The organism is Tardiphaga sp., from assembly GCF_028290785.1.
In the GTDB taxonomy this organism is placed as follows: Bacteria; Pseudomonadota; Alphaproteobacteria; order Rhizobiales; family Xanthobacteraceae; genus Tardiphaga.
This window is the reverse complement of the sequence record NZ_JAQGJD010000171.1, coordinates 1-18213: the sequence shown is the minus strand read 5'-3', so window position 1 is coordinate 18213 and position 18213 is coordinate 1. Positions and strand designations below refer to the sequence as shown.

At 63.2% G+C, this 18213-nt stretch carries 23 protein-coding genes and 1 pseudogene; 15 read left to right on the top strand and 9 right to left on the bottom strand.

Features of this window, described 5'->3' with window-relative positions:
- Together JWR89_RS10145 and JWR89_RS10140 are read right to left on the bottom strand one after the other, a co-directional pair.
- On the bottom strand, window positions 1-1499 hold a 1499-nt coding region (locus JWR89_RS10145; RefSeq protein WP_299715158.1), incomplete at its 3' end, for a GGDEF domain-containing phosphodiesterase.
- A gap of 362 nt (window positions 1500-1861) precedes the next feature.
- Complete coding sequence (locus JWR89_RS10140; protein ID WP_299715156.1) at window positions 1862-2920, bottom strand: alpha/beta fold hydrolase; 1059 nt, start codon at window positions 2918-2920, stop codon at window positions 1862-1864.
- Window positions 2921-3158: 238 nt separating this feature from the next.
- Here JWR89_RS10140 and JWR89_RS10135 point away from each other — a divergent pair, with 238 nt between their 5' ends.
- The 6 genes from JWR89_RS10135 (at window position 3159) to JWR89_RS10110 (ending at window position 6489) form a co-directional block, all read left to right on the top strand.
- Window positions 3159-3512: a hypothetical protein gene (locus JWR89_RS10135; protein ID WP_299715153.1), complete on the top strand. Its 354-nt coding sequence runs from the start codon at window positions 3159-3161 to the stop codon at window positions 3510-3512.
- Window positions 3513-3729: 217 nt separating this feature from the next.
- A complete protein-coding gene (locus JWR89_RS10130; RefSeq protein WP_299715150.1) occupies window positions 3730-3975 on the top strand; it encodes a DUF2188 domain-containing protein in 246 nt (81 codons plus the stop codon).
- 6 nt (window positions 3976-3981) lie between these two features.
- A complete protein-coding gene (locus tag JWR89_RS10125) occupies window positions 3982-4425 on the top strand; it encodes a hypothetical protein (protein WP_299715147.1) in 444 nt (147 codons plus the stop codon).
- Between the two features lie 28 nt (window positions 4426-4453).
- Window positions 4454-5152: a YoaK family protein gene (locus JWR89_RS10120; protein WP_299715144.1), complete on the top strand. Its 699-nt coding sequence runs from the start codon at window positions 4454-4456 to the stop codon at window positions 5150-5152.
- 63 nt (window positions 5153-5215) lie between these two features.
- Complete coding sequence (locus tag JWR89_RS10115) at window positions 5216-5821, top strand: MSMEG_1061 family FMN-dependent PPOX-type flavoprotein (RefSeq protein ID WP_299715142.1); 606 nt, start codon at window positions 5216-5218, stop codon at window positions 5819-5821.
- Between the two features lie 80 nt (window positions 5822-5901).
- The gene (locus JWR89_RS10110; protein WP_299715139.1) at window positions 5902-6489 is read left to right on the top strand and encodes a hypothetical protein; all 588 of its coding nucleotides are present in this window, start codon (window positions 5902-5904) and stop codon (window positions 6487-6489) included.
- On the opposite strand, the gene bfr is transcribed toward JWR89_RS10110, so the two are convergent.
- Both bfr and JWR89_RS10100 read right to left on the bottom strand, forming a co-directional pair.
- Window positions 6486-6971: a bacterioferritin gene (bfr, locus tag JWR89_RS10105; protein WP_299715136.1), complete on the bottom strand. Its 486-nt coding sequence runs from the start codon at window positions 6969-6971 to the stop codon at window positions 6486-6488. The two genes, JWR89_RS10110 and bfr, sit on opposite strands and share 4 nt — an antisense overlap.
- A 148-nt stretch (window positions 6972-7119) precedes the next feature.
- Window positions 7120-7395 (bottom strand): (2Fe-2S)-binding protein, encoded by a 276-nt coding sequence (locus JWR89_RS10100; RefSeq protein WP_299715134.1) that lies wholly within the window; start codon window positions 7393-7395, stop codon window positions 7120-7122.
- 399 nt (window positions 7396-7794) lie between these two features.
- On the opposite strand from JWR89_RS10100, the gene JWR89_RS10095 reads away from it, so the two are divergent.
- Entirely contained in the window at window positions 7795-8115 is a 321-nt protein-coding gene (locus JWR89_RS10095; RefSeq protein ID WP_299715132.1) for a hypothetical protein, read from the top strand.
- A 213-nt stretch (window positions 8116-8328) separates the two neighbouring features.
- Complete coding sequence (locus JWR89_RS10090; RefSeq protein ID WP_299715130.1) at window positions 8329-8622, top strand: hypothetical protein; 294 nt, start codon at window positions 8329-8331, stop codon at window positions 8620-8622.
- 79 nt (window positions 8623-8701) lie between these two features.
- On the opposite strand, the gene JWR89_RS10085 is transcribed toward JWR89_RS10090, so the two are convergent.
- Window positions 8702-9922 carry a lytic murein transglycosylase gene (locus tag JWR89_RS10085; protein WP_299715129.1) on the bottom strand — a complete coding sequence of 407 codons (1221 nt, stop codon included), beginning with the start codon at window positions 9920-9922 and terminating at the stop codon, window positions 8702-8704.
- Window positions 9923-9993: 71 nt separating this feature from the next.
- Here JWR89_RS10085 and JWR89_RS10080 point away from each other — a divergent pair, with 71 nt between their 5' ends.
- Both JWR89_RS10080 and JWR89_RS10075 read left to right on the top strand, forming a co-directional pair.
- Window positions 9994-10293 carry a BrnT family toxin gene (locus tag JWR89_RS10080; RefSeq protein ID WP_299715127.1) on the top strand — a complete coding sequence of 100 codons (300 nt, stop codon included), beginning with the start codon at window positions 9994-9996 and terminating at the stop codon, window positions 10291-10293.
- Window positions 10280-10537 carry a BrnA antitoxin family protein gene (locus JWR89_RS10075; protein WP_299715124.1) on the top strand — a complete coding sequence of 86 codons (258 nt, stop codon included), beginning with the start codon at window positions 10280-10282 and terminating at the stop codon, window positions 10535-10537. The genes JWR89_RS10080 and JWR89_RS10075 overlap by 14 nt, the downstream gene beginning before the upstream one ends.
- A gap of 25 nt (window positions 10538-10562) precedes the next feature.
- On the opposite strand, the gene JWR89_RS10070 is transcribed toward JWR89_RS10075, so the two are convergent.
- Together JWR89_RS10070 and tam are read right to left on the bottom strand one after the other, a co-directional pair.
- Window positions 10563-11180, bottom strand: a complete 618-nt coding sequence (locus tag JWR89_RS10070) for a TIGR00645 family protein (protein ID WP_299715121.1) — start codon at window positions 11178-11180, stop codon at window positions 10563-10565.
- 105 nt (window positions 11181-11285) lie between these two features.
- A complete protein-coding gene (tam, locus tag JWR89_RS10065) occupies window positions 11286-12056 on the bottom strand; it encodes a trans-aconitate 2-methyltransferase (RefSeq protein WP_299715118.1) in 771 nt (256 codons plus the stop codon).
- A 225-nt stretch (window positions 12057-12281) separates the two neighbouring features.
- On the opposite strand from tam, the gene JWR89_RS10060 reads away from it, so the two are divergent.
- Complete coding sequence (locus tag JWR89_RS10060) at window positions 12282-12539, top strand: AbrB/MazE/SpoVT family DNA-binding domain-containing protein (protein WP_299715115.1); 258 nt, start codon at window positions 12282-12284, stop codon at window positions 12537-12539.
- Window positions 12536-12937: a type II toxin-antitoxin system VapC family toxin gene (locus JWR89_RS10055; RefSeq protein WP_299715112.1), complete on the top strand. Its 402-nt coding sequence runs from the start codon at window positions 12536-12538 to the stop codon at window positions 12935-12937. The genes JWR89_RS10060 and JWR89_RS10055 overlap by 4 nt, the downstream gene beginning before the upstream one ends.
- A gap of 7 nt (window positions 12938-12944) precedes the next feature.
- On the opposite strand, the gene ettA is transcribed toward JWR89_RS10055, so the two are convergent.
- On the bottom strand, window positions 12945-14594 hold the full coding sequence (gene ettA, locus JWR89_RS10050; protein WP_299715109.1) for an energy-dependent translational throttle protein EttA: 1650 nt from the start codon (window positions 14592-14594) through the stop codon (window positions 12945-12947).
- Between the two features lie 223 nt (window positions 14595-14817).
- Here ettA and JWR89_RS10045 point away from each other — a divergent pair, with 223 nt between their 5' ends.
- Window positions 14818-15018 carry a hypothetical protein gene (locus JWR89_RS10045; RefSeq protein WP_299715107.1) on the top strand — a complete coding sequence of 67 codons (201 nt, stop codon included), beginning with the start codon at window positions 14818-14820 and terminating at the stop codon, window positions 15016-15018.
- Between the two features lie 115 nt (window positions 15019-15133).
- Window positions 15134-16093, top strand: coding sequence for a D-2-hydroxyacid dehydrogenase family protein (locus tag JWR89_RS10040; RefSeq protein ID WP_299715161.1), 960 nt, complete (start codon window positions 15134-15136; stop codon window positions 16091-16093).
- 63 nt (window positions 16094-16156) lie between these two features.
- On the opposite strand, the gene JWR89_RS10035 is transcribed toward JWR89_RS10040, so the two are convergent.
- Entirely contained in the window at window positions 16157-17317 is a 1161-nt protein-coding gene (locus JWR89_RS10035; protein WP_299715105.1) for a L,D-transpeptidase family protein, read from the bottom strand.
- A 357-nt stretch (window positions 17318-17674) separates the two neighbouring features.
- On the opposite strand from JWR89_RS10035, the pseudogene JWR89_RS10030 reads away from it, so the two are divergent.
- Window positions 17675-18213 (top strand): annotated as a pseudogene (locus JWR89_RS10030) (hypothetical protein); the annotation flags it as partial.

Genomic DNA, 18213 nt, shown 5'->3' with positions numbered 1-18213 from the left:
CCGATGATCGCGGTTTCGGTCACCTCCAGGCACAGTTTTCCGGAGGCCGCCCCGGCGATGGCCAGCGCGCTGTCGGTGAAAATCCCATCGTCGATCAGGTGGCCGGACCAGTTCACGGAGATGGTGATGTCGTGGCCAGCCGCCAGCAGCCGTCGCTGGTCGGCGACCGCGCGGCGCAATACCCATTCGGTTAGGGCGGCGATGTGGCCGGTCTCTTCAGCCATCTGCACGAACAGGTCGGGCCGCAGCGAACCACGCTCCGGATGAATCCAGCGCACCAGCGCTTCGGCTCCGACGATGGCGCCCGAGCGCAACGCATATTTCGGCTGGTAGGCGACATCCATCTGGCCGTTGTCGAGCGCGCGTAGCATCTCGCTCATCAGCGACAGCGTGCTGCCCGGATTGCCGTACAGGTCGGCATCGAAGCGGGCTGTATGCTTGCGCGCGGCGTGGGCCTGATCGGCGGCGATCATGGCGCGATCGATGATCGAAAGGTCATTGGAGAACTGCGGCGCGTCATCGGCTTCGCTAAGGCCGATGGTGACGCTGACATCGACGCGGTTGTCGCGCAGCCGCACCGGCGTCGTCACCGCCTCCTGCATCCTGCCGGCGATCCGATAGGCGTCCTCCATATCCCGGGCGACGAAGGCCAGGCCCAAGTTGGCACTCGACACCCGGGCGATCGGCGCCTCGACATAGACCCGGCCGAAGCGCGCCGCCAGCCGGCGGATCAGGTCCAGCGTCGCGGTGTGGCCGATGGCGCCGCGCAGATGTTGGTAGCGATCAATATTGATGGTCGCGACGACGACGATGCCATCGGGACGAGATTCCAGTAACGCGTTGACCCGCCGCTGAACGGCGGCGCGGTTCGGCAATCCGCTTTCCGGATCGAGCAGCGCCAGCCGGCCTGCCTCGCGCGCGAGGGTCGCGGATTGCAGCAGCCGCTTGTACACCGACCACATCGCCACGGTGCCGACCGCATTGATCAGCCCGGCCGTGACGACGGCGGCCCCATCGACCACGCTGCCGCCATTCGACAGGATGAACCAGGGCACCACCAAAAACGCCAGGATCGGCGGCAGCAGGGAACAGAGCAGCACGCCACGGGACTCGCCGCTAACGATAGCGGCATTGGCGATCGAGCCCGACCACAGGATGCCGGCGCAGACCACGCCCCAGCTGCCGTGGCGGCACATCAGGAAACCGAACAGGGTGAACGCGACATTGCTCGCCAGCACCAGGCCAAAGAACAACCACTGAGTGCGCGGCGCAAGCGTCTGGGAATCTTGGATGCGCCGGAAGGTGACGAACTCCAGCGCCTGAAGGCCGACATAAAGCCCTGCCCAAGCCAGCGCGACGCCCAGCCCCGTCTGTAGCTGGAATACGGTAACGATCGCCGCGGCAAAGCCGAGCCGCACGCGCAACTGTGCCCGCCGCGTCACGATAATGCGCGCCGTCGTCGATCCGGGGTCGGGAACGCTATCCATCGCCGTCAGCATCACGGGCCACGTCTCAAAATACCGTTAATTTCAACGGGGTGTCGCGACAGCGAGGGTCGGAAGAGAAACTTTGATACTTCTCGGACGGAAAATGCCTAAGATTGTTGTGCTGCCAAAAGGATAACTAAGTTGCCATCGCGGCAACTTTTCAGCAAACCATCGACGCCGGTGCGCCGATCTGCCGACGCCCGGTGGGCCCTATCGTGTCTCGCTGGATATCTCGCATCTGCTCGCACTGCAGCCATCGAGGTGATCGGCGCCTATGGCCGCAAGAAGATCAAGGTGCCGTAACGGCACGGCGCGCCATATCGCAGGGCGGGCAAGGCGCGAGGGCGCCTCTACCACCCTGCGATTCGATTCGCCTACATCGTCCGTTGCGGCGCCGTCTGCAGGAATTCCTGCAGTTGTTGTGTGTAGAGCTTTGCCGCCCCCGTCGTCGAATGGCCACGGGTATCGTTGCTGGGCGGGATCAGCCACATCCGCGCATGCTTGATCCGCGCCATCGCACGGTCCATCAGTCCGGTTTCCGGCGGATTGCGTTCGTCGTCGGCGGCGTTGATGGCAAGCACCGACGCTTCGATCTTCTCCAGCCCCGCCGACGGATTGTAGTCGCGCGACGACTCCCACTGATAGATGAAGTCGTTGGCATCGGCGACGAATGGGGCATTGAGCCGGTCATCGACATTCTTGTCGGCAGCGGCGCCGGTCGGCGCCTGCATCTGGTACGCCAGCGTACCGCCAGCGGTAGCAATACCGAACATCACGCTGGCATATTTCATCATCGGCGGCTGCGACGTGTAATTGCCGGCCTTGTAGTCGGGATCGGCGCGCACCGTCTCCACCAGCATGCGTCGCATCATCCAGTTGCGCGCCGCCATCTCGGTGGGCTGCGACGCCATCGGCACCAGTGCGTCCATCATCGCCGGATATTTCGTACCCCAGATCCAGGCATGCATGCCCCCCATCGAGTTGCCGAGCACCAGCCTGAGATGCTTGATACCGAGCCCCTCGGTGATCAGCCGATATTGCGCATCGACCATGTCGTCGTAGTCGTATTTCGGAAACGCCGTCTTCATGCCGTCGGAAGGCTTGGCCGATTTGCCGTGGCCCAGCGCATCGGGAATGATGACGTAATACTTGGCCGCGTCGAGCGGCTGGCCGGGACCGAACAGCTCGCCAGCAAAGGCCGGTGTCAGCATGCTCAATGCAGAACCCGCGGTGCCGTGCAGGATCAGCACCGGCTGGCCGGATGGATCGCCAACCGTGGTGTAGTTCAGCCGCACTTCGGGCATCACCTCGCCGCTATGGAACTTGAAATCCCTGGCAATCCAGTCGCCCTGCTTTGGCGCCGGGTAGTCGGCGCCAAATGCGGCGGAGGTCAACGCAAACAATACGGATACGGCGATGCGGAGCAGCTGCATAAATTTCCCCTGGCGCGGCGTTGGATCACGACCGGCCACCAACCTAGCCGAAGCCAAATCACAACGCACCACGCGCTGCATTAAAAACTGCCGCTGCACTGCAACGACCCCCAAACCGACCGGCGTGCTGTTTTTTAGGCGTGCATAGCCGCAAGTTCTCGGGCCTAATCAGTGTCGAGAATCCGATTTCGCCGCACGCGGTGGACACCGCGATCGTTGGCGCCGATGTGAGGTTCGCATGCGGGGATTGCGCCTGATCACGCTGTCGGTGGCCTTGGCCGCGCTCGGCACCGCCGCGCACGCGGTGGATCGAGGCCAGTTCGACGATGTGCCCGACGATATCAAGGCCTGGTTCAAGGCGGTGATCAGCCCAAGCGGCGTGCCGTGCTGCGATATTTCCGACGGCCACCGTACCGATTACGAGACCCGCGACGGCGCCTATTGGGTGCCCATCGAGGGCGCCTGGATGCAGGTGCCACCCCATGCCGTGATTCGCGACCGGGGCAATCCGGTCGGCGAGGCCGTGGTGTGGTACGTGCACCACCGCGGCGGCATCGTGATCAGTTGCTTCGTGCCGGCGGACGCGGTGTGAACGGAACACCCGGTAAGCGGCGCCACCGGTGGCCGCAGCGACCCGGCGGCCTTTGCCGCGGCCTTCGCGCCTGTCATAATGCGGCCGAGACCGCGCCATGGCGCGGCCTTGCATTCCCCGGACAATCGGCGGGTAGCTGCGGCGATTTCGGTGCGTTGCGCGTTGCGAATCCACTCTCTCGCGCCCGTTTCGGGCGCACCAACCAAGCGAGACCACCATGACGGAAGTTACCTATGTGATCGTCGAACACGACGGCGGCTGGGCCTACAAGGTCGGCGCCGTATTTTCGGAACCGTTCCCGACTCACGCTATGGCCGCCGCCGCCGCCAAGCGCGCCGCCACCGAACAGACCGTGCCCGGCAAGACCGAGGTGATCCAGTTCGAGGACGAAAAGGGCAAGTGGCACGAGGAGACCGCCTCCGGCAGCGACCGGCCGACCACCCATATCGTGGACAAGTCCTGACGCCCGATGAGCGTCTTGCCTGACGGCGACACATCGCGCGGCCATGGCCGCGCGATCATGCGTTGGGTGCTCGCGGCGTTCTATGTCGCGGCGGGCATCGCGCATCTGTGGGTGCCGGAAAAGCTGCTGCTAATCACGCCCGCCTGGGTGCCCTACCCCACCCAGTTGATCGTGCTGACCGGCCTATTCGAACTCGCGGCCTCCACGGCATTGGTGACAAAGCCGCTGCGCTGGTGGGCTGGCGTCGCTATGGCGCTGTACGCACTCTGCGTCTGGCCGGCGAATTTCAAGCACGCGCTGGACGGCATCGAGATGCCGTTGATCGGCAGTAGCTGGTGGTACCACGGCCCGCGGCTGGCGTTTCAGCCGGTGATCATCTGGTGGGCGCTGTTTAGCGCCGGCGTGATCGACTGGCCGTACCGCGAAGCGCTGGCTACAGAGCGGCCGTGAACGTTTCGCACATGGAGAGATCTTTCAGATGAAGAGACCCGGCGGCCCAGCGGCGCTCGCAGCCCTGCTTTCCTTCAATGGCGGCTTTGTGGACACCGCCGGTTTTCTCGGACTGCAGGGGCTGTTCGTCGCTCATGTGACCGGCAACTTCGTTACCCTTGGCGCGGCATTGGTGCATGGCAGCCACGGCATCATCGGCAAGGTGCTGGCGCTGCCGGAATTCATTGTCGTGATCGTGTTGGCGCGCCTCGCCGGCATGGCGCTCCGCGCGCGCGAACTTCCGGTGCTGCGCGTGCTGTTGTCGGCCAAGGTCGTATTGCTGCTGTGCTTCTTCCTGCTCGCCGTGATCTATGGGCCGTTTCCTGACGTCAATACGCCGATGGCATTGCTGACCGGCTTTGCCGGCATCGCCGCGATGGCGCTGCAGAATGCCTTGCAGCGCGTCCATCTGGCGGCGTTGCCACCGAGCACGTTGATGACCGGCAGCACGACGCAGGCCACCATCGACGCCGTCGATCTGCTCGCCGGCGCCGCTCCCGAGCAGCGCTCCGCGATCCGCAGCCGGTTCGGCAAGCTGACCATGACTATCCTGTATTTCGCCGCCGGCTGCGCCAGCGCGGCCATTCTCTATGCGACAATCGGATTCTGGTGCCTGGCGCTCGCCGTGCTGGTCGGCTTTGCAGCGTCCTTGATGCGAATCGACGAGCCGGCCGCAGCCGCCGCCTGAGCCGGCTTTTCCGCCCTGCAGCAAGGTGATAGCTTTCCGCAGGTGTCGAACCGGAGAGCAGCCGTGACCGAAATTGCCATCGACGACCTCCGAACGATCTATCCTGCGCCGCACGAGCGGGTAATCGCCAAGGCGCGCCCGACGCTCGACGTGCATTCGGCAAAATTCATCGGCCTTTCGCCCTTCTGCGTGCTGGCGAGTTCGGGTCCCGATGGCACAGTGGATGCCTCGCCGCGCGGCGGCGGCGTCGGCTTCGTCCGCGTCGCCTCTCCGACCGAACTGCAGATGCCGGACCGCCCCGGCAACAACCGTATCGACACCTTTCAGAACCTGCTGACCGGCAGCGGCTACGTGCAACTGATCTTCTTCGTGCCGGGGATCGACGACACCCTGCGGGTCAGCGGCACCGCCCGACTGATCAAGGACGACGCACTGATGGCGTCGATGGAGGAATTCGGCAAGCTACCGCGCGCCGTGCTCAGCATCACCGTCACCGAAGCCTACTTCCACTGCGGCAAGGCGCTGATGCGTTCCAAGCTGTGGTCGCCCAAGGTGCAGGTGAAACGCTCGGTGATGCCCAGCATTTCCGAAATGGTCCATGACCAGACCAAGCTCGGCGAACCGGTCGGCCAGGCCGAAATCGACGCCGCCTATCGCCAGCAGCTATAGCCGGCCAGCTCCGTCGGAATTGCTGCCCTTGCCATTCGCGCCTTAAGGTTGCATTCTACCCGCGGTGCGGGGAACGCGTCATGCGTGGTGTGGCGTTGGTGGGTTTGGTCGTCACGGGGCTTGTGCTGGGCGGTTGCATCCGCGACCCCTATGTCACGAACTACGACGAAATCCGGTCGGGCGAGTGGTGGATCTCACAGCAAATCGATCGCGTCACTGGCGAGGAGCTGCCGAGCGCTTCGGTCTACGAATATGCTTCCAACACCAACGAAGACTTTCCCAAGCCCTCATCATTCCAAATGACGTGCCTGGACGGGAAACCGGTGGTCCGCTTCGCTTTCGCCTTCAAGGTTGGAAACGACAAGGACACGGTGCTTGGTTATCGCTTCGACGACCGGCCGGGCCACGAGAACGTTGAATCGCGGGTTCTGCTCGGCAAGCAGATGGTCGTGATCGAGGAAAAGGCCGCGCTGGCGCAGTTCATGAGCGAGTTGCGGGGCGCGCAAGCATTATATGTCCGGCTGCGCTCGATGATCCTGGGGCGAACTGCCGTGGAATACGCGCTCGAAGGGTCCGAAGCGGCCATCGATGCGGCCTTCGCCAAGTGTCCGATGCCGCCCCTGCCGTCGCAACCGCAGAGGCGGGCATCGCAAAAACGTCCGAACTAGAACTCGCTCTCGAGCCCGCCGACGTGCTTCTGGGTGTACAGATCGATGCCGATCCGCTCGATGACGTGCTGCTGGGTCTCGAGGAAGTCGATGTGGTGTTCCTCGTCCTTCATCAGGCTCTCGAACAGGTCGCGCGACACGTAATCGCCGACGCTGTGGCAGTAGGTCGCCGCTTCCTGGTAAAGCGTGCGGGCGCCGATCTCGGCCGCCAGGTCGGCGTCGATGATCTCCTTGACGGTCTGGCCGATCCGCAACGGATCCAGCACCTGCAGGTTGGGGAAACCGTCGAGGAACAGGATCCGGTCGATGAACTTGTCGGCGTGGACCATCTCTTCGATGGATTCCTTGCGCCAGACCTTGGCCATTTCGAGCAGACCCCAATGGTTCAACAGGCGAAAATGCAGCCAGTACTGGCTGATGGCAGTCAGTTCGCTGCGCACGCCCTTGTTGAGATAATCGATGACCTTCGGGTCGCCCTTCATGATGCACTCCTGCTCTCGAGACCTGCCAAACAGGCCCCTTATCCAAATTTAGAAACGTTCTAAATCAGATAGTGAGAGAGAACAACCCCTGTTGGCCGAAATCCCCGAGGGCGGAAAACGAGACGGAATTTGCTTGCGATGGAGAGCTTTAGGCGGCGGCTTCAATGGCCACGAGGTCAGGCAGCGAGACGTGCGCGTGCGCTTCGCCGTGGGCGGCGCTATGCGGGCAGCCCGAGCAGCAGGCCTTGGCGCAAGCGCCGAGCGCCTCGTCCATGATCGCCTTGATCGTGCGGGCACAGCGACCGCACTGGGCGCTGCAGCCGAGGCAGCCATAGACCTGACCCGGCGTGCGCGGCGGACGCGCACCAGTCACGGCATTTCGGACGTCGTGATCGGAGAAGACGTTGCAGGAACAAACGATCATGGGATGAAGGTGGGCTCGCAGGTCAGGACCCCCCTTCGATATTTAAGAGCTGGCCTGGATGCAAAAGGAAAAGGGCCTTTTTCAAGCAATTCCAAACTGCGATCGGAGCGCACTGCAGGTTGGAATGAATCTAATAAAGCCTGCCAGATAAAGCGCTTGCGGGTTTCCTCGGCCGAAGCCGCACAGCACCGGACGGCCTCGACTACCGACGGTAACTCGAAGGCGACGCGGCCCGAGGCCGGGCGCCCGATTGTTGCAATCTGCAATGCAACGGACGCTTCCCGGCCCCTCCTGCGGCCGGATCCGGGCGCGCCCGTTCATTGATCATTCAAGTGAAATGTGAAACTTTTCGCCCCACGCAGCGCTACCTGCTGTCGAACGTGCATGAGAGGTGAAGCCATGAAGAAAACCCTGATGGCGATTGCCGCTGTCGCTACCCTGGCGATGTCATCGCTGGCGCCTGCCCCGGCGCATGCGCAGCGTGGACTCGGCGCGGGAATCGCTGCCGGTGTGATCGGCGGCGCGCTGCTTGGTGGCGCGATTGCCAACGGCCCGGCCTATGGCTACGGACCTGGATATGGCTATGGCTATGGTCCCGGCTATTACGGCCGCCCCGCTTATGTGGCCGGCCCCGGCTACTACGACAACTGCTTCTGGCAGCGTCAGCGCTTCTGGGACGGCTACGGCTGGCGCATCCGCCGCGTCCGGGTTTGCGGCTGAGCCGGCGTTTGCTGTATAACTCACCGGAATTCAAAGAGACTTCCGGTGTTCTCTTCCAACCGGCCCGAAAAAACCGTTTTTTCGGGTCACGCCTTCTAAACGTTTACGTCGAGTTGACGATTGGGCGCTTTTAAGTGAGATCGTCGTTTCGAACTGCAGCGTGAGTCACCCTTAACCGCGCGTCGCTTGCGGCGCCTTCTGGAGAGATCTGAGATGAAGAAGACAATTTCCGCCTTGCTCGCCGTCGCGACGGTTGCCGGCTCGCTGGTTTCGGTTGCGCCCGCTGCAAAGGCTGATGGTGGCCGTATCGCCGCTGGTGTTGCCGGCGGTCTGATCGGCGGCGCCCTCCTCGGTGGCGCGATTGCCGCCAGCCGTCCGGCTCCGGCCTATGGCTACGCTCCGGCTCCGGTTTACGTGGAAGAGCCGGAATGCCGCGTCGTTCGCCAGCGCGTCTGGGACGAGTACCGTGGCGTCTGGCGTTCGCGCCCGGTCCAGGTCTGCGATTGATTTGAATTGAAGCCGCGCGAATTGCGCGGCTGAAAAGTCCAAAACCCGGCCGTTCACGCGGCCGGGTTTTTTGTTAAAATTATCTCGCGCTTCCTATCGCGCGCAGCACCGTTTCGCTGGGCCAGCAATCGACCTTGAGGCCGGCGGATTTCTGATAGGCGCCAAGCGCGGCGCGGGTTTTCATGCCGGCCTTGCCGTCCATCTTGTCACTGTAGAGGCCGATGCGCGTTAGATGTTTCTGCATCGCCTCGACGTCGGTGCTGCGCAACTGCTTCGAGGCCGACCACGGCGTCGCGAACGGCTGCGGGTTGCGCATGCGATCGCTGAGATGACCGACGAACAGCACGTAGAGATCGGAGAAATTGTATTCCTTGATCACGAAGTAGTTCTTCGTGGTCAGGAACGCCGGGCCGTAGATGCCCTCCGGCTGCAGCAACGAGGCCGGCTGCGCCTGCTCCGCGGCGCTGAGCCTGTCGCCGCGCACCGGCACGAAGCCAGCGCGAATCCATTCGCCGATCGGCTTTGTCACTTCCGGCACGCCCATGGTGCAGTCGGCATTGGCCGGCGCGCGAACCTCATAGGCCCAGCGCAGGCCCGGCTGCCAGCCCTTGTTCTTGAGCTGCTGCGCGGCGGAGGCCAGCGCATCCGGCACCGAGGTCCAGATGTTGACGTGACCGTCGCCGTCCATATCGACGCCGTGCTTGTCCAGTTCTGACGGCAGAAACTGGGTCAGCCCGGTGGCACCGCCCCACGACGTGCGCAAATCCTTGCGGGTCACATCTCCGTTTTCGATCAGCTTGAGCGCTTCGATGAATTCGGTGCGGTACTGGTCCTTGCGGCGCCCGACATAGGCCTGCGTCGCCAGCACGCGCATGCCGTCATAAGGGAGCGCGTAGCGGCCGTAGTCGGTCTCGCGGCCCCAGATCGCCAGGATGATGGTGGATGGCACGACGAAGCGCTGCTCGATGGCGGTGAGTGTCGCCTGATGCTTCTGCAGCAGCCGCTGACCTTCCGTGGCCAGCCTGGCGATGTTGGCCTCCTTCACGTAGTCGGCCGGGACCTGAACGAATTCTGCCTGCGACGGCGCGCCGGTGGCGGGCCGGCCCGGCAGTGCGAGATCGGGGAGTTTATAGTCGGGCTCGAGCCCGCGCGTGACGTCGTCAAAGGTTTTTCGCGAGACGCCGGCCTGCTGCGCCTCGGGCCACAGCGAAGCGACGAAACCGGTGAAGCCGGCATCGGCGGCGTGGACCGGTACGGACCAAGTCGCAGTTGCGCCGAGCGCAAGCGTACAAAACGCCATTTTGAGAATTGAGGCCCTCGACCAATATTGCATTCGCGGCTCACCTTGTGTATATATTGAGCATATACAATATGATCGATTTTGACCAGATCGCAGGCTTCGATTGGGATGACGGCAACCGTCGCAAGAGCGCCGACAAGCATGCGGTTACTCAGGCCGAAGCCGAAAGTATCTTTTTCAACGATCCCTTGATCCTCATCGAGGATGCAAAACATAGCGGCACTGAGCGAAGGCTAAATGCGCTGGGAAAGACAGGTCAGAATCGGCTGCTGCACATCACGTTCACGCTCAGAAAAAACGAAACCCTGATCCGTGTCATTTCCGCGCGTGACATGCACCGAAAGGAGCGGAACGTCTATGAGAAAAACTAAACCCGTTCCCGTTTTCAAGAGTGAGGCGGAGGAACGAAAGTTCTGGGAAAAGCACGGTTCCACCGACTATATCGACTGGAGCAAGGCATCACCTGCGCGCTTTCCGAATCTGAAACCTTCCACTACCGCGATTTCGATAAGGCTTCCGTCCGGCTTGCTGGAGCAGATCAAAATCGCCGCCAACAAGCGCGATGTCCCCTATCAGTCGCTGATCAAGATGTGGCTCGCAGAAAAGATCGGCTGAACGCTCCTATCAGACATCGGTAGGCCTAGTGATGCTCGCCTTTGCCGTTGGCCTGCTCGTGACTGGTCTGCCGCCGCGCCTCTTCGGTGGCGAGGTTCGACAACCGGTCGACGTAGGCAATGCCGATCGCCGACAGAATGAACACGGTGTGGATGATGGTCTGCCACATCACGCCGGTCTCGGTGTAGTTGCCGGCACGCGCGGAGCCCAGCCCGCCGGCCTCGATGAAGGTGCGCAGCAGGTGGATCGAGGAGATGCCGATGATGGCCATCGCCAGCTTGATCTTCAGTACGCTGGCATTGACGTGGCTGAGCCATTCCGGCTCGTCGGGGTGGCCCTGCAGGTTGAGGCGCGACACGAAGGTCTCGTAACCGCCGACGATGACCATCACCAGCAGGTTGGAAATCATAACCACATCGATCAGGCCGAGCACCGCCAGCATGATCTGCTGTTCGCTGAAATCGAACGCGTGGGCAAACAGATGCCACAGCTCCTTCAGGAACAGCACGACATAGACGCCCTGGGCGACGATCAGGCCGATATAGAGCGGCAACTGCAGCCAGCGCGAGCCGAAGATCAGCATCGGGATCGGGCGCAGCGACAAGCCCTTCGGCAGCACGGGCGTTTTAGGCGTAATGGACATCGGTAACACTCGCTAAACAGAATCGCGGCGCGATTGCAGAGCGTCGTTATATCGAAGCGATCGGGACGCCATGATGTCGTGCTGCGCGGCAACTCGCCGCATCGGCTATTTCACCGCGACGATGAAAATCCGGGGAAACCGCAGCAACACCTTGCCATCGGCCTGCGGCAGGTAGGTGGCCGCGATGCGCGCAGTGTATTCGGCGAGATAGGCCTTGCGCTCCGGCGGCTCCAGCGGATCGACGAACGGCCGCAGCCCGGTGCCCTTGACCCATTCCACGACCGAGGCGGCATCGTCGAGCACGTGGTTGTAGATCGTGTGCCAGATCTCCAGCCGCGTACACAGCGGCTTGAGCGCGTCATAATAGGCGCCCGGCTTCGGCAGCGAGTCGCGCAGTTCGGCGGCCTTCGCCAGTTGCTTGCGCCACGGCTCGAGATAGGCCACATCGCGCATCAGGATATGCGAGGGCTCGTCCAGATTGTCGGGCATCTGGATCGCGAGCACGCCGCCTGAGGGCAGCGCGCCGACCAGCCGCTTCAGGTGCTTGAGATGATCCGGCACCCACTGGAAGATGGCATTCGCAAACATCACGTCGGTCCCTGCCGGCGGCGCCCAATGCGCGATGTTGGCCTCGATAAAAGTATGCCCCGGCAGCCGCTCGCGGGCCTGCCGCAGCATGTCCGCGGAGGTATCGACGCCAATCACCGAGGCGTGCGGCCAGCGCTTCACCAGCAGCTCGGTGGAGTTGCCCGGCCCACAGCCGATATCTACCACCTTGCTCGCCTCGGCCAGCGGGATTTGCGCCAGCAGGTCGCGCGCCGGCCGGGTTCGTTCGTCCTCGAATTTCAGATATTGCTGGGCGTTCCAGTCGGCCATCGGTGCGGTCCCGTTGAATCGTCGTATTGCCCCCGAAGCAGGTATTCCAGCGCAGCGGACAGAGCAAGACGGATTTAGCTCAGGACGCAGCGGCGGCGGGGGCTGCGGGCGGGAATCGAGCCGTCTCGATCCCGGCGCGAGACGATGATAGCGAGCGCCATAGCATTCTTGACCGCGGCAGACCGCGGTATTACTTTTCTAAAGAAAGTAACACCGGAGGCATCAGTGGCCACCACTGTGACGAGCAAGGGTCAGGTTACGCTCCCCAAAAAAATCCGCGAGGCCGCCGGGATCAAACCGGGAGACAAGGTCGTGGTCCGCAACACCGCGTCGGGCGGCATCTTTATCGGGAAGTCCGACTCGGAAGCGGAATACCTGAAGAGGTTGCAGGCAATTGCAAAGCGATACCCGATCACCGGCGCCACAACGGATGAGATCATGCTTGAACTGCGAGGCGATCCCGCGGACGACTACAAAAAATGACTCTGGTCGATACAAATATACTGATCGATATCTTATCGACCAATCAAAGTTGGCAATTGTGGTCGGCGTCTGCACTGCGACAGCAATCGCGGCACGGGCGACTTCTGATCAACGAAATCGTCTATGCTGAACTTGCCGGCCGCTACCCGACGCAGCCAGCATTGGACGAAGTGGTCGCGAGCCTTGACCTTGATTTAGAGTGGATGCCCAGGTCAGCTCTGCATGTAGCAGGTCAGACATTCAGCAACTATCGCCGCTCAGGTGGCACCCGGACCAGCATTCTCGCAGATTTCTTTATCGGAGCTCACGCTGCTGTCGCGCAAGTTCCGATCCTGACGCGTGATACGGCGCGTTACCGCACGCATTTTCCTGACGTCGAACTGATCGCGCCGGCCTGACGCGCCGTTAGCGCGTCAGCTTCTTGTACTTCATGCGATGCGGCACGATGGAGTCGTGGCCGAGGCGGCGCATCTTGTCTTTCTCGTAGTCCTGGAAGTTGCCCTCGAACCATTCGACATGGCTGTCGCCTTCGAAAGCCAGGATATGTGTCGCGATGCGATCGAGGAACCAGCGGTCATGGCTGATGATGACGGCGCAGCCGGCGAAATCTTCCAGCGCTTCTTCCAGCGCGCGAAGCGTATCGACGTCGAGATCGTTGGTCGGCTCGTCGAGCAGCAGGACGTTGGCGCCGGACTTCAGCATCTTGGCGAGATGCACGCGGTTGCGCTCACCGCCGGACAGCGAACCGACCTTCTTCTGCTGGTCGCCGCCCTTGAAGTTGAACGTCGAACAGTAGCCGCGCGAATTGACTTCACGCTTGCCGAGCAGGATCAACTCGTTATTCCCCGAGATTTCCTCCCACACGGTCTTCTTGCCGTCGAGCGCATCGCGGGACTGATCGACGTAGCCAAGATGCACGGTCTCACCGACCGTGATGGTGCCGGCGTCGGGCGTTTCCTGCTTGGTGATCATCCGGAACAAGGTCGTCTTGCCGGCGCCGTTGGCGCCGATCACGCCGACGATGCCGCCGGGCGGCAGCTTGAAGGTGAGGTTGTCGATCAGCACGCGATCGCCAAACCCCTTGGTGAGATTTTCGAAGTCGACCACGTTGTCGCCGAGACGCTCGGCCACAGGAATCGTGATCTGCGCGCCCTGCACCTGGCGGTCGCCGGCCTTCTTGAGCAACTCGTCATAGCGCTGGTAGCGCGCCTTGGATTTGGCCTGACGCGCCTTTGGCGAGGAGGCAATCCATTCCTGCTCGCGTTCCAGCGTCTTCTGATGGGCCGCGTCCTCGCGGCCTTCCTGCGCCAACCGCTTCTGCTTCTGCACCAGCCACTGCGAGTAGTTGCCCTCGTAGGGAATGCCCTTGCCGCGGTCGAGCTCGAGGATCCACGACGTGACGTTGTCCAGAAAATACCGGTCATGGGTGACGATCAGGATCGCGCCCGGATAGGCGCGCAGATGGCCTTCCAGCCACGACACCGATTCCGCGTCGAGATGGTTGGTCGGCTCGTCGAGCAGTAGTAGGTCGGGCTGGTCCAGGAGCAGCTTGCACAGCGCTACGCGGCGGCGCTCGCCGCCCGACAGTTTTGTCACGTCGGAATCGTCAGGCGGGCAGCGCAGCGCGTCCATCGCCTGATCGACCTTGCTGTCGAGATCCCACAGACCTTGTGCCTCGATCTCGTCCTGCAGCTTGGTCATCTCATCGGCGGTCTCTTCCGAGTAGTTCATCGCCAGTTCGTTGTAGCGATCGAGGATCGCCTGCTGCTTGGCGACGCCGAGCATGACGTTCTGGCGCACCGTCAGCGCGGCATCGAGCTGCGGTTCCTGTTCGAGGTAGCCGACGCGGGCGCCCTGCGCGACCCAAGCCTCGCCGGTGTATTCCTTGTCGAGCCCCGCCATGATCTTCAACAGGGTCGATTTACCGGAGCCGTTGACGCCGAGCACGCCGATCTTGGCATCCGGGTAGAACGACAGATGGACGTTATCCAGCACCTTGCGGGTCGGATAGGCCTTGGTCAGGCCCTGCATAAAGTAGACGAACTGGCGAGCCATCGTGATCCTTGAAGCTGTCGCAAGCGAGAATTGGGTTGCCGCTGATGTAGCGGCGCGGCCCCCAAAGGGCAACCGGCCGTTAGGATTTTAGTAAGAATGACGGCAGTGGAAGCCGCGGGTTATGACGATTCAAACCACTTTTTAACGACTCCGGCCGAGGTTGGCTGCAGGGCGATTCAGCCCTCATGCGACAGAAGTCGCGTGCAGCTAGGCGGAGCCTAATATGACGACCCTTGCATCAGGAACTTCCTCCACCCTCCCCCACACCAACGCGCCCTCCGGCCTGCTGGATGAAATCAGGGCATTCTGGCGCCAGTTCTTCGTCGCCGCCTTCGATCCCTACCGGCCGGAACGGCATTACATGCGCGGCCCCGGCCCCGCTTGCGCCGCCAAGCGCGCTGCGCGCACCACTCTCTCACAGTAGCCTGATCGGCGTTCTCCGGTGCAGTTGACGGCTTGCGTGCGCCGGTATTGCGCGTAACCATACGGCCATCCCCGACGGTATCCTGCCGTCATCATCACACCGGATGGACGATCTTATGACGCGGCTGCGCTGTGCAATTCTCGACGACTACCAGAACGTGGCGATGCAACTGGCCGACTGGAGCCCGCTCGCGGATCGCATCGACATCACGGTGTTCGACACGCCGTTCGGCTCGAACGACGCCGCCATCGCCGCCCTCAAGGACTTCGAAATCGTCTGCGCGATGCGCGAACGCACGGCGTTTCCCCGCGCGGTGTTCGAGGCGCTGCCGAAGCTGAAGCTGCTGATCACCTCGGGGATGCGCAATGCCGCGATCGATCTGGAAGCCGCCAAGGCGCACGACGTCGTTGTGTGCGGTACCGCCATGGTCGGCAATCCCACCGCCGGCCTGACCATCGGGCTGATGCTGGAACTGACGCGAAAAATCGGCTTCGAGAACGCCCGGATGAAGGCCGGCGAATCCTGGCAGGTCACCGTGGGCGAAGACGTCGAGGGCAAGACGATGGGCATCGTCGGCCTCGGCAAGCTCGGCAGCCAGGTCGCCGGCATCGCCCGCGCCATGGGCATGAAGACCATTGCCTGGAGCAGCAACCTCACCCCGGAAACCTGCGAGAAAGCCGGCGTCACTTACGCCAGCAAGGAAGAGCTGTTCGCCAACGCCGATATCATCACCATCCATCTGGTGCTGAGCGACCGCTCGCGCGGGCTGGTCGGACGCGACGATCTCGCCCGCATGAAGCCGACTGCCTACCTGATCAACACCGCGCGCGGTCCGATCGTCGATGAGGCGGCGCTGCTGGAGGTCCTGCAGGCCAGGAAGATCGCCGGAGCCGGGCTGGACACCTACTCCCACGAACCGCTGCCGCAGGACAGCCCGTTGCGAAAACTCGACAACGTCGTGATCACCCCGCACCTCGGTTACGTCACCGCGGAAAACTACCGCCGGATTTTCCGTGAGACGATCGAGGGCATCGAAGGCTGGCTGAAGGGTGAGCCGCTGCGCCGGCTGGGCTGACTGGCATCCAATGAAAAAGGGCGCCACGTTAAACGCGGCGCCCTTTTTCATTCAGTGAGATGTTTAGCGGATCGTCACCGGCGCGGGCAGCGGCTGCACCGAGCTCGGCTGCGTGCCGGCCAGCGGCGCCGGCGGCAGGTTGCCGGCGTTCGGGCCGGGGATCGGCGCCGCGGAAGCCGTGGTGGTCGGGATCGGCGGCTTGCCACCGGGAAGCACGACGACGCGGGTGCCGACTTTGGCGCGCTCGAACAGATCCGAGACGTCCTCATTGACCATGCCGATGCAACCCGACGAGACGAACTTGCCGATGGTCGATGGCTGGTTGGTGCCGTGGATGCGGAACACCGTCGAACCCAGATACATGGCGCGCGCGCCAAGCGGATTGCCGGGGCCGCCCGCCATGAAGCGCGGCAGATAGGGCTGGCGCTCGATCATCTCGGTCGGCGGATGCCAATCCGGCCATTCCGCCTTGCGTGTGATCTTCTGCACGCCGGTCCAGGTGAAACCATCCCGGCCGACGCGGACGCCATAGCGCATCGCGCGGTTATTGCCGAGCACGTAATAGAGGTACGTGTTGGGGGTATCGACCACGATGGTGCCGGGTGGCTCCTTGGTGACGAACGACACTTCCTGGCGGCGCAGGTTCGGCGGCAACTGGGCCGGACCGCTCTCGGGCTGTTCTTCCGGCGGCAGCGCGGACAGCGAGGCAGCGCGGCCATCGGGGCCCTGCGACTGAGGCTGCACCGAACCGGTCACAGGGGCGCCCAGCGGCTCCGGCGGGCGCAGGCCGCGGCCGTCGTCGGGGGTGCGATCGGAATAGATCACCGGCGGCGGACCCATCGGGCGGCCATAGCGCGGATCGTCGGGCGACATCACCGGGCCCTGCGGCGCGGCGCGGTCGGAATAGACGGGGGCGCCGGCAGGGCGGCCGTAGCGCGGATCATCCGGCGATATCACCGGACCAGGCGCGGGCAATCCGACGCCAGCACGGCCGCGCGGTGCCGGGGCATCGTCCTCGTCCAGCGCGTCGAAATCCGGCATGGCGTCCATCGCGCGGCGCGAACGCGTATCGGCCGGATACCCGCCGGGCGGATAGGACGGATCCGGCGCGATCGAATAGCCGTTCTGTGAGGCGGCAGGATAGCCCTGCGCCAGAGCGAACGAAGGAGCCGCGGCACTGACTGCCACGGTCGCGAAAATCGTTAGAACATGCTTGATCATCATGGCCCTTGTATAAATCCAAGCCGACACCGGATCGTTAACGTGAGATCGCGCAGGATCACGGCGCATTCAAGACAAATCCCGTAAAATGCGGCCCCGTTCGGTCATATTCGCCAGATCGGGGCCGAAAGTGGCCAACTTGTCTCACCATCCGGCAAGGATTGCCCGATTGCGCGCCGTCTGATGTGCCAATGAAATTTTAACAAACGGTTCCGGGGTGTTGCGTTATCCTTGCGCTGGCTGATTCGCGACAATCCGAATACGGGGTGCCGCCGCGAAACAGGCCGATCCCAGTGTTGTCACCGCGTCCCCGATGGCTCAAGGGCCTTCGCGCATCCCGCGAAGGCGGAATACCAATTCATGCTTCCGGGTTTCCGTTTTCTGGTCGGGGCCGTCGTGCTCTCGATCGCCATGCTTGTGTTCGGCCTGGGCGCTGCCTCGCTGCTGCGCTCGGCCCATGAAGAGTTCGCCAGCCTGCCGGTGCGGCGCGCGGCACCGCAGTCGATGTTCCCACAGCAGCAGCCCGAGGCGCCGCCGACGCTGGCGATGCTGCGATTCGAGCCCCCCGAGACAAGAGCCCCCGTATCTGCGGCTGAAACCACCACGGACGCTCCGCCAGAGCCGCTGCCGACCTCCGTTGCTCCGGTGGAGGCTCAACCCACCACCGAGCCCGACAGGCAGGCCGCCCTTGGGGCGGCTCCGCCGGCACCGGAAAGTACGCCGGCCGAAGTTGCGAAGCCGGAGCCGACGAAGCTGGAGACGCCGACGACCGTCGCTTTGGCGCCGGTGGCCGCCGCGCCGCCCGCACCGGCTCCCGAGATCGCCGCGTCAACGCCGGCCGCCATCTTGTCGGTGGAAACACCCGCGGTCGATCAGCCGGCGACCACGCTGACCGACGC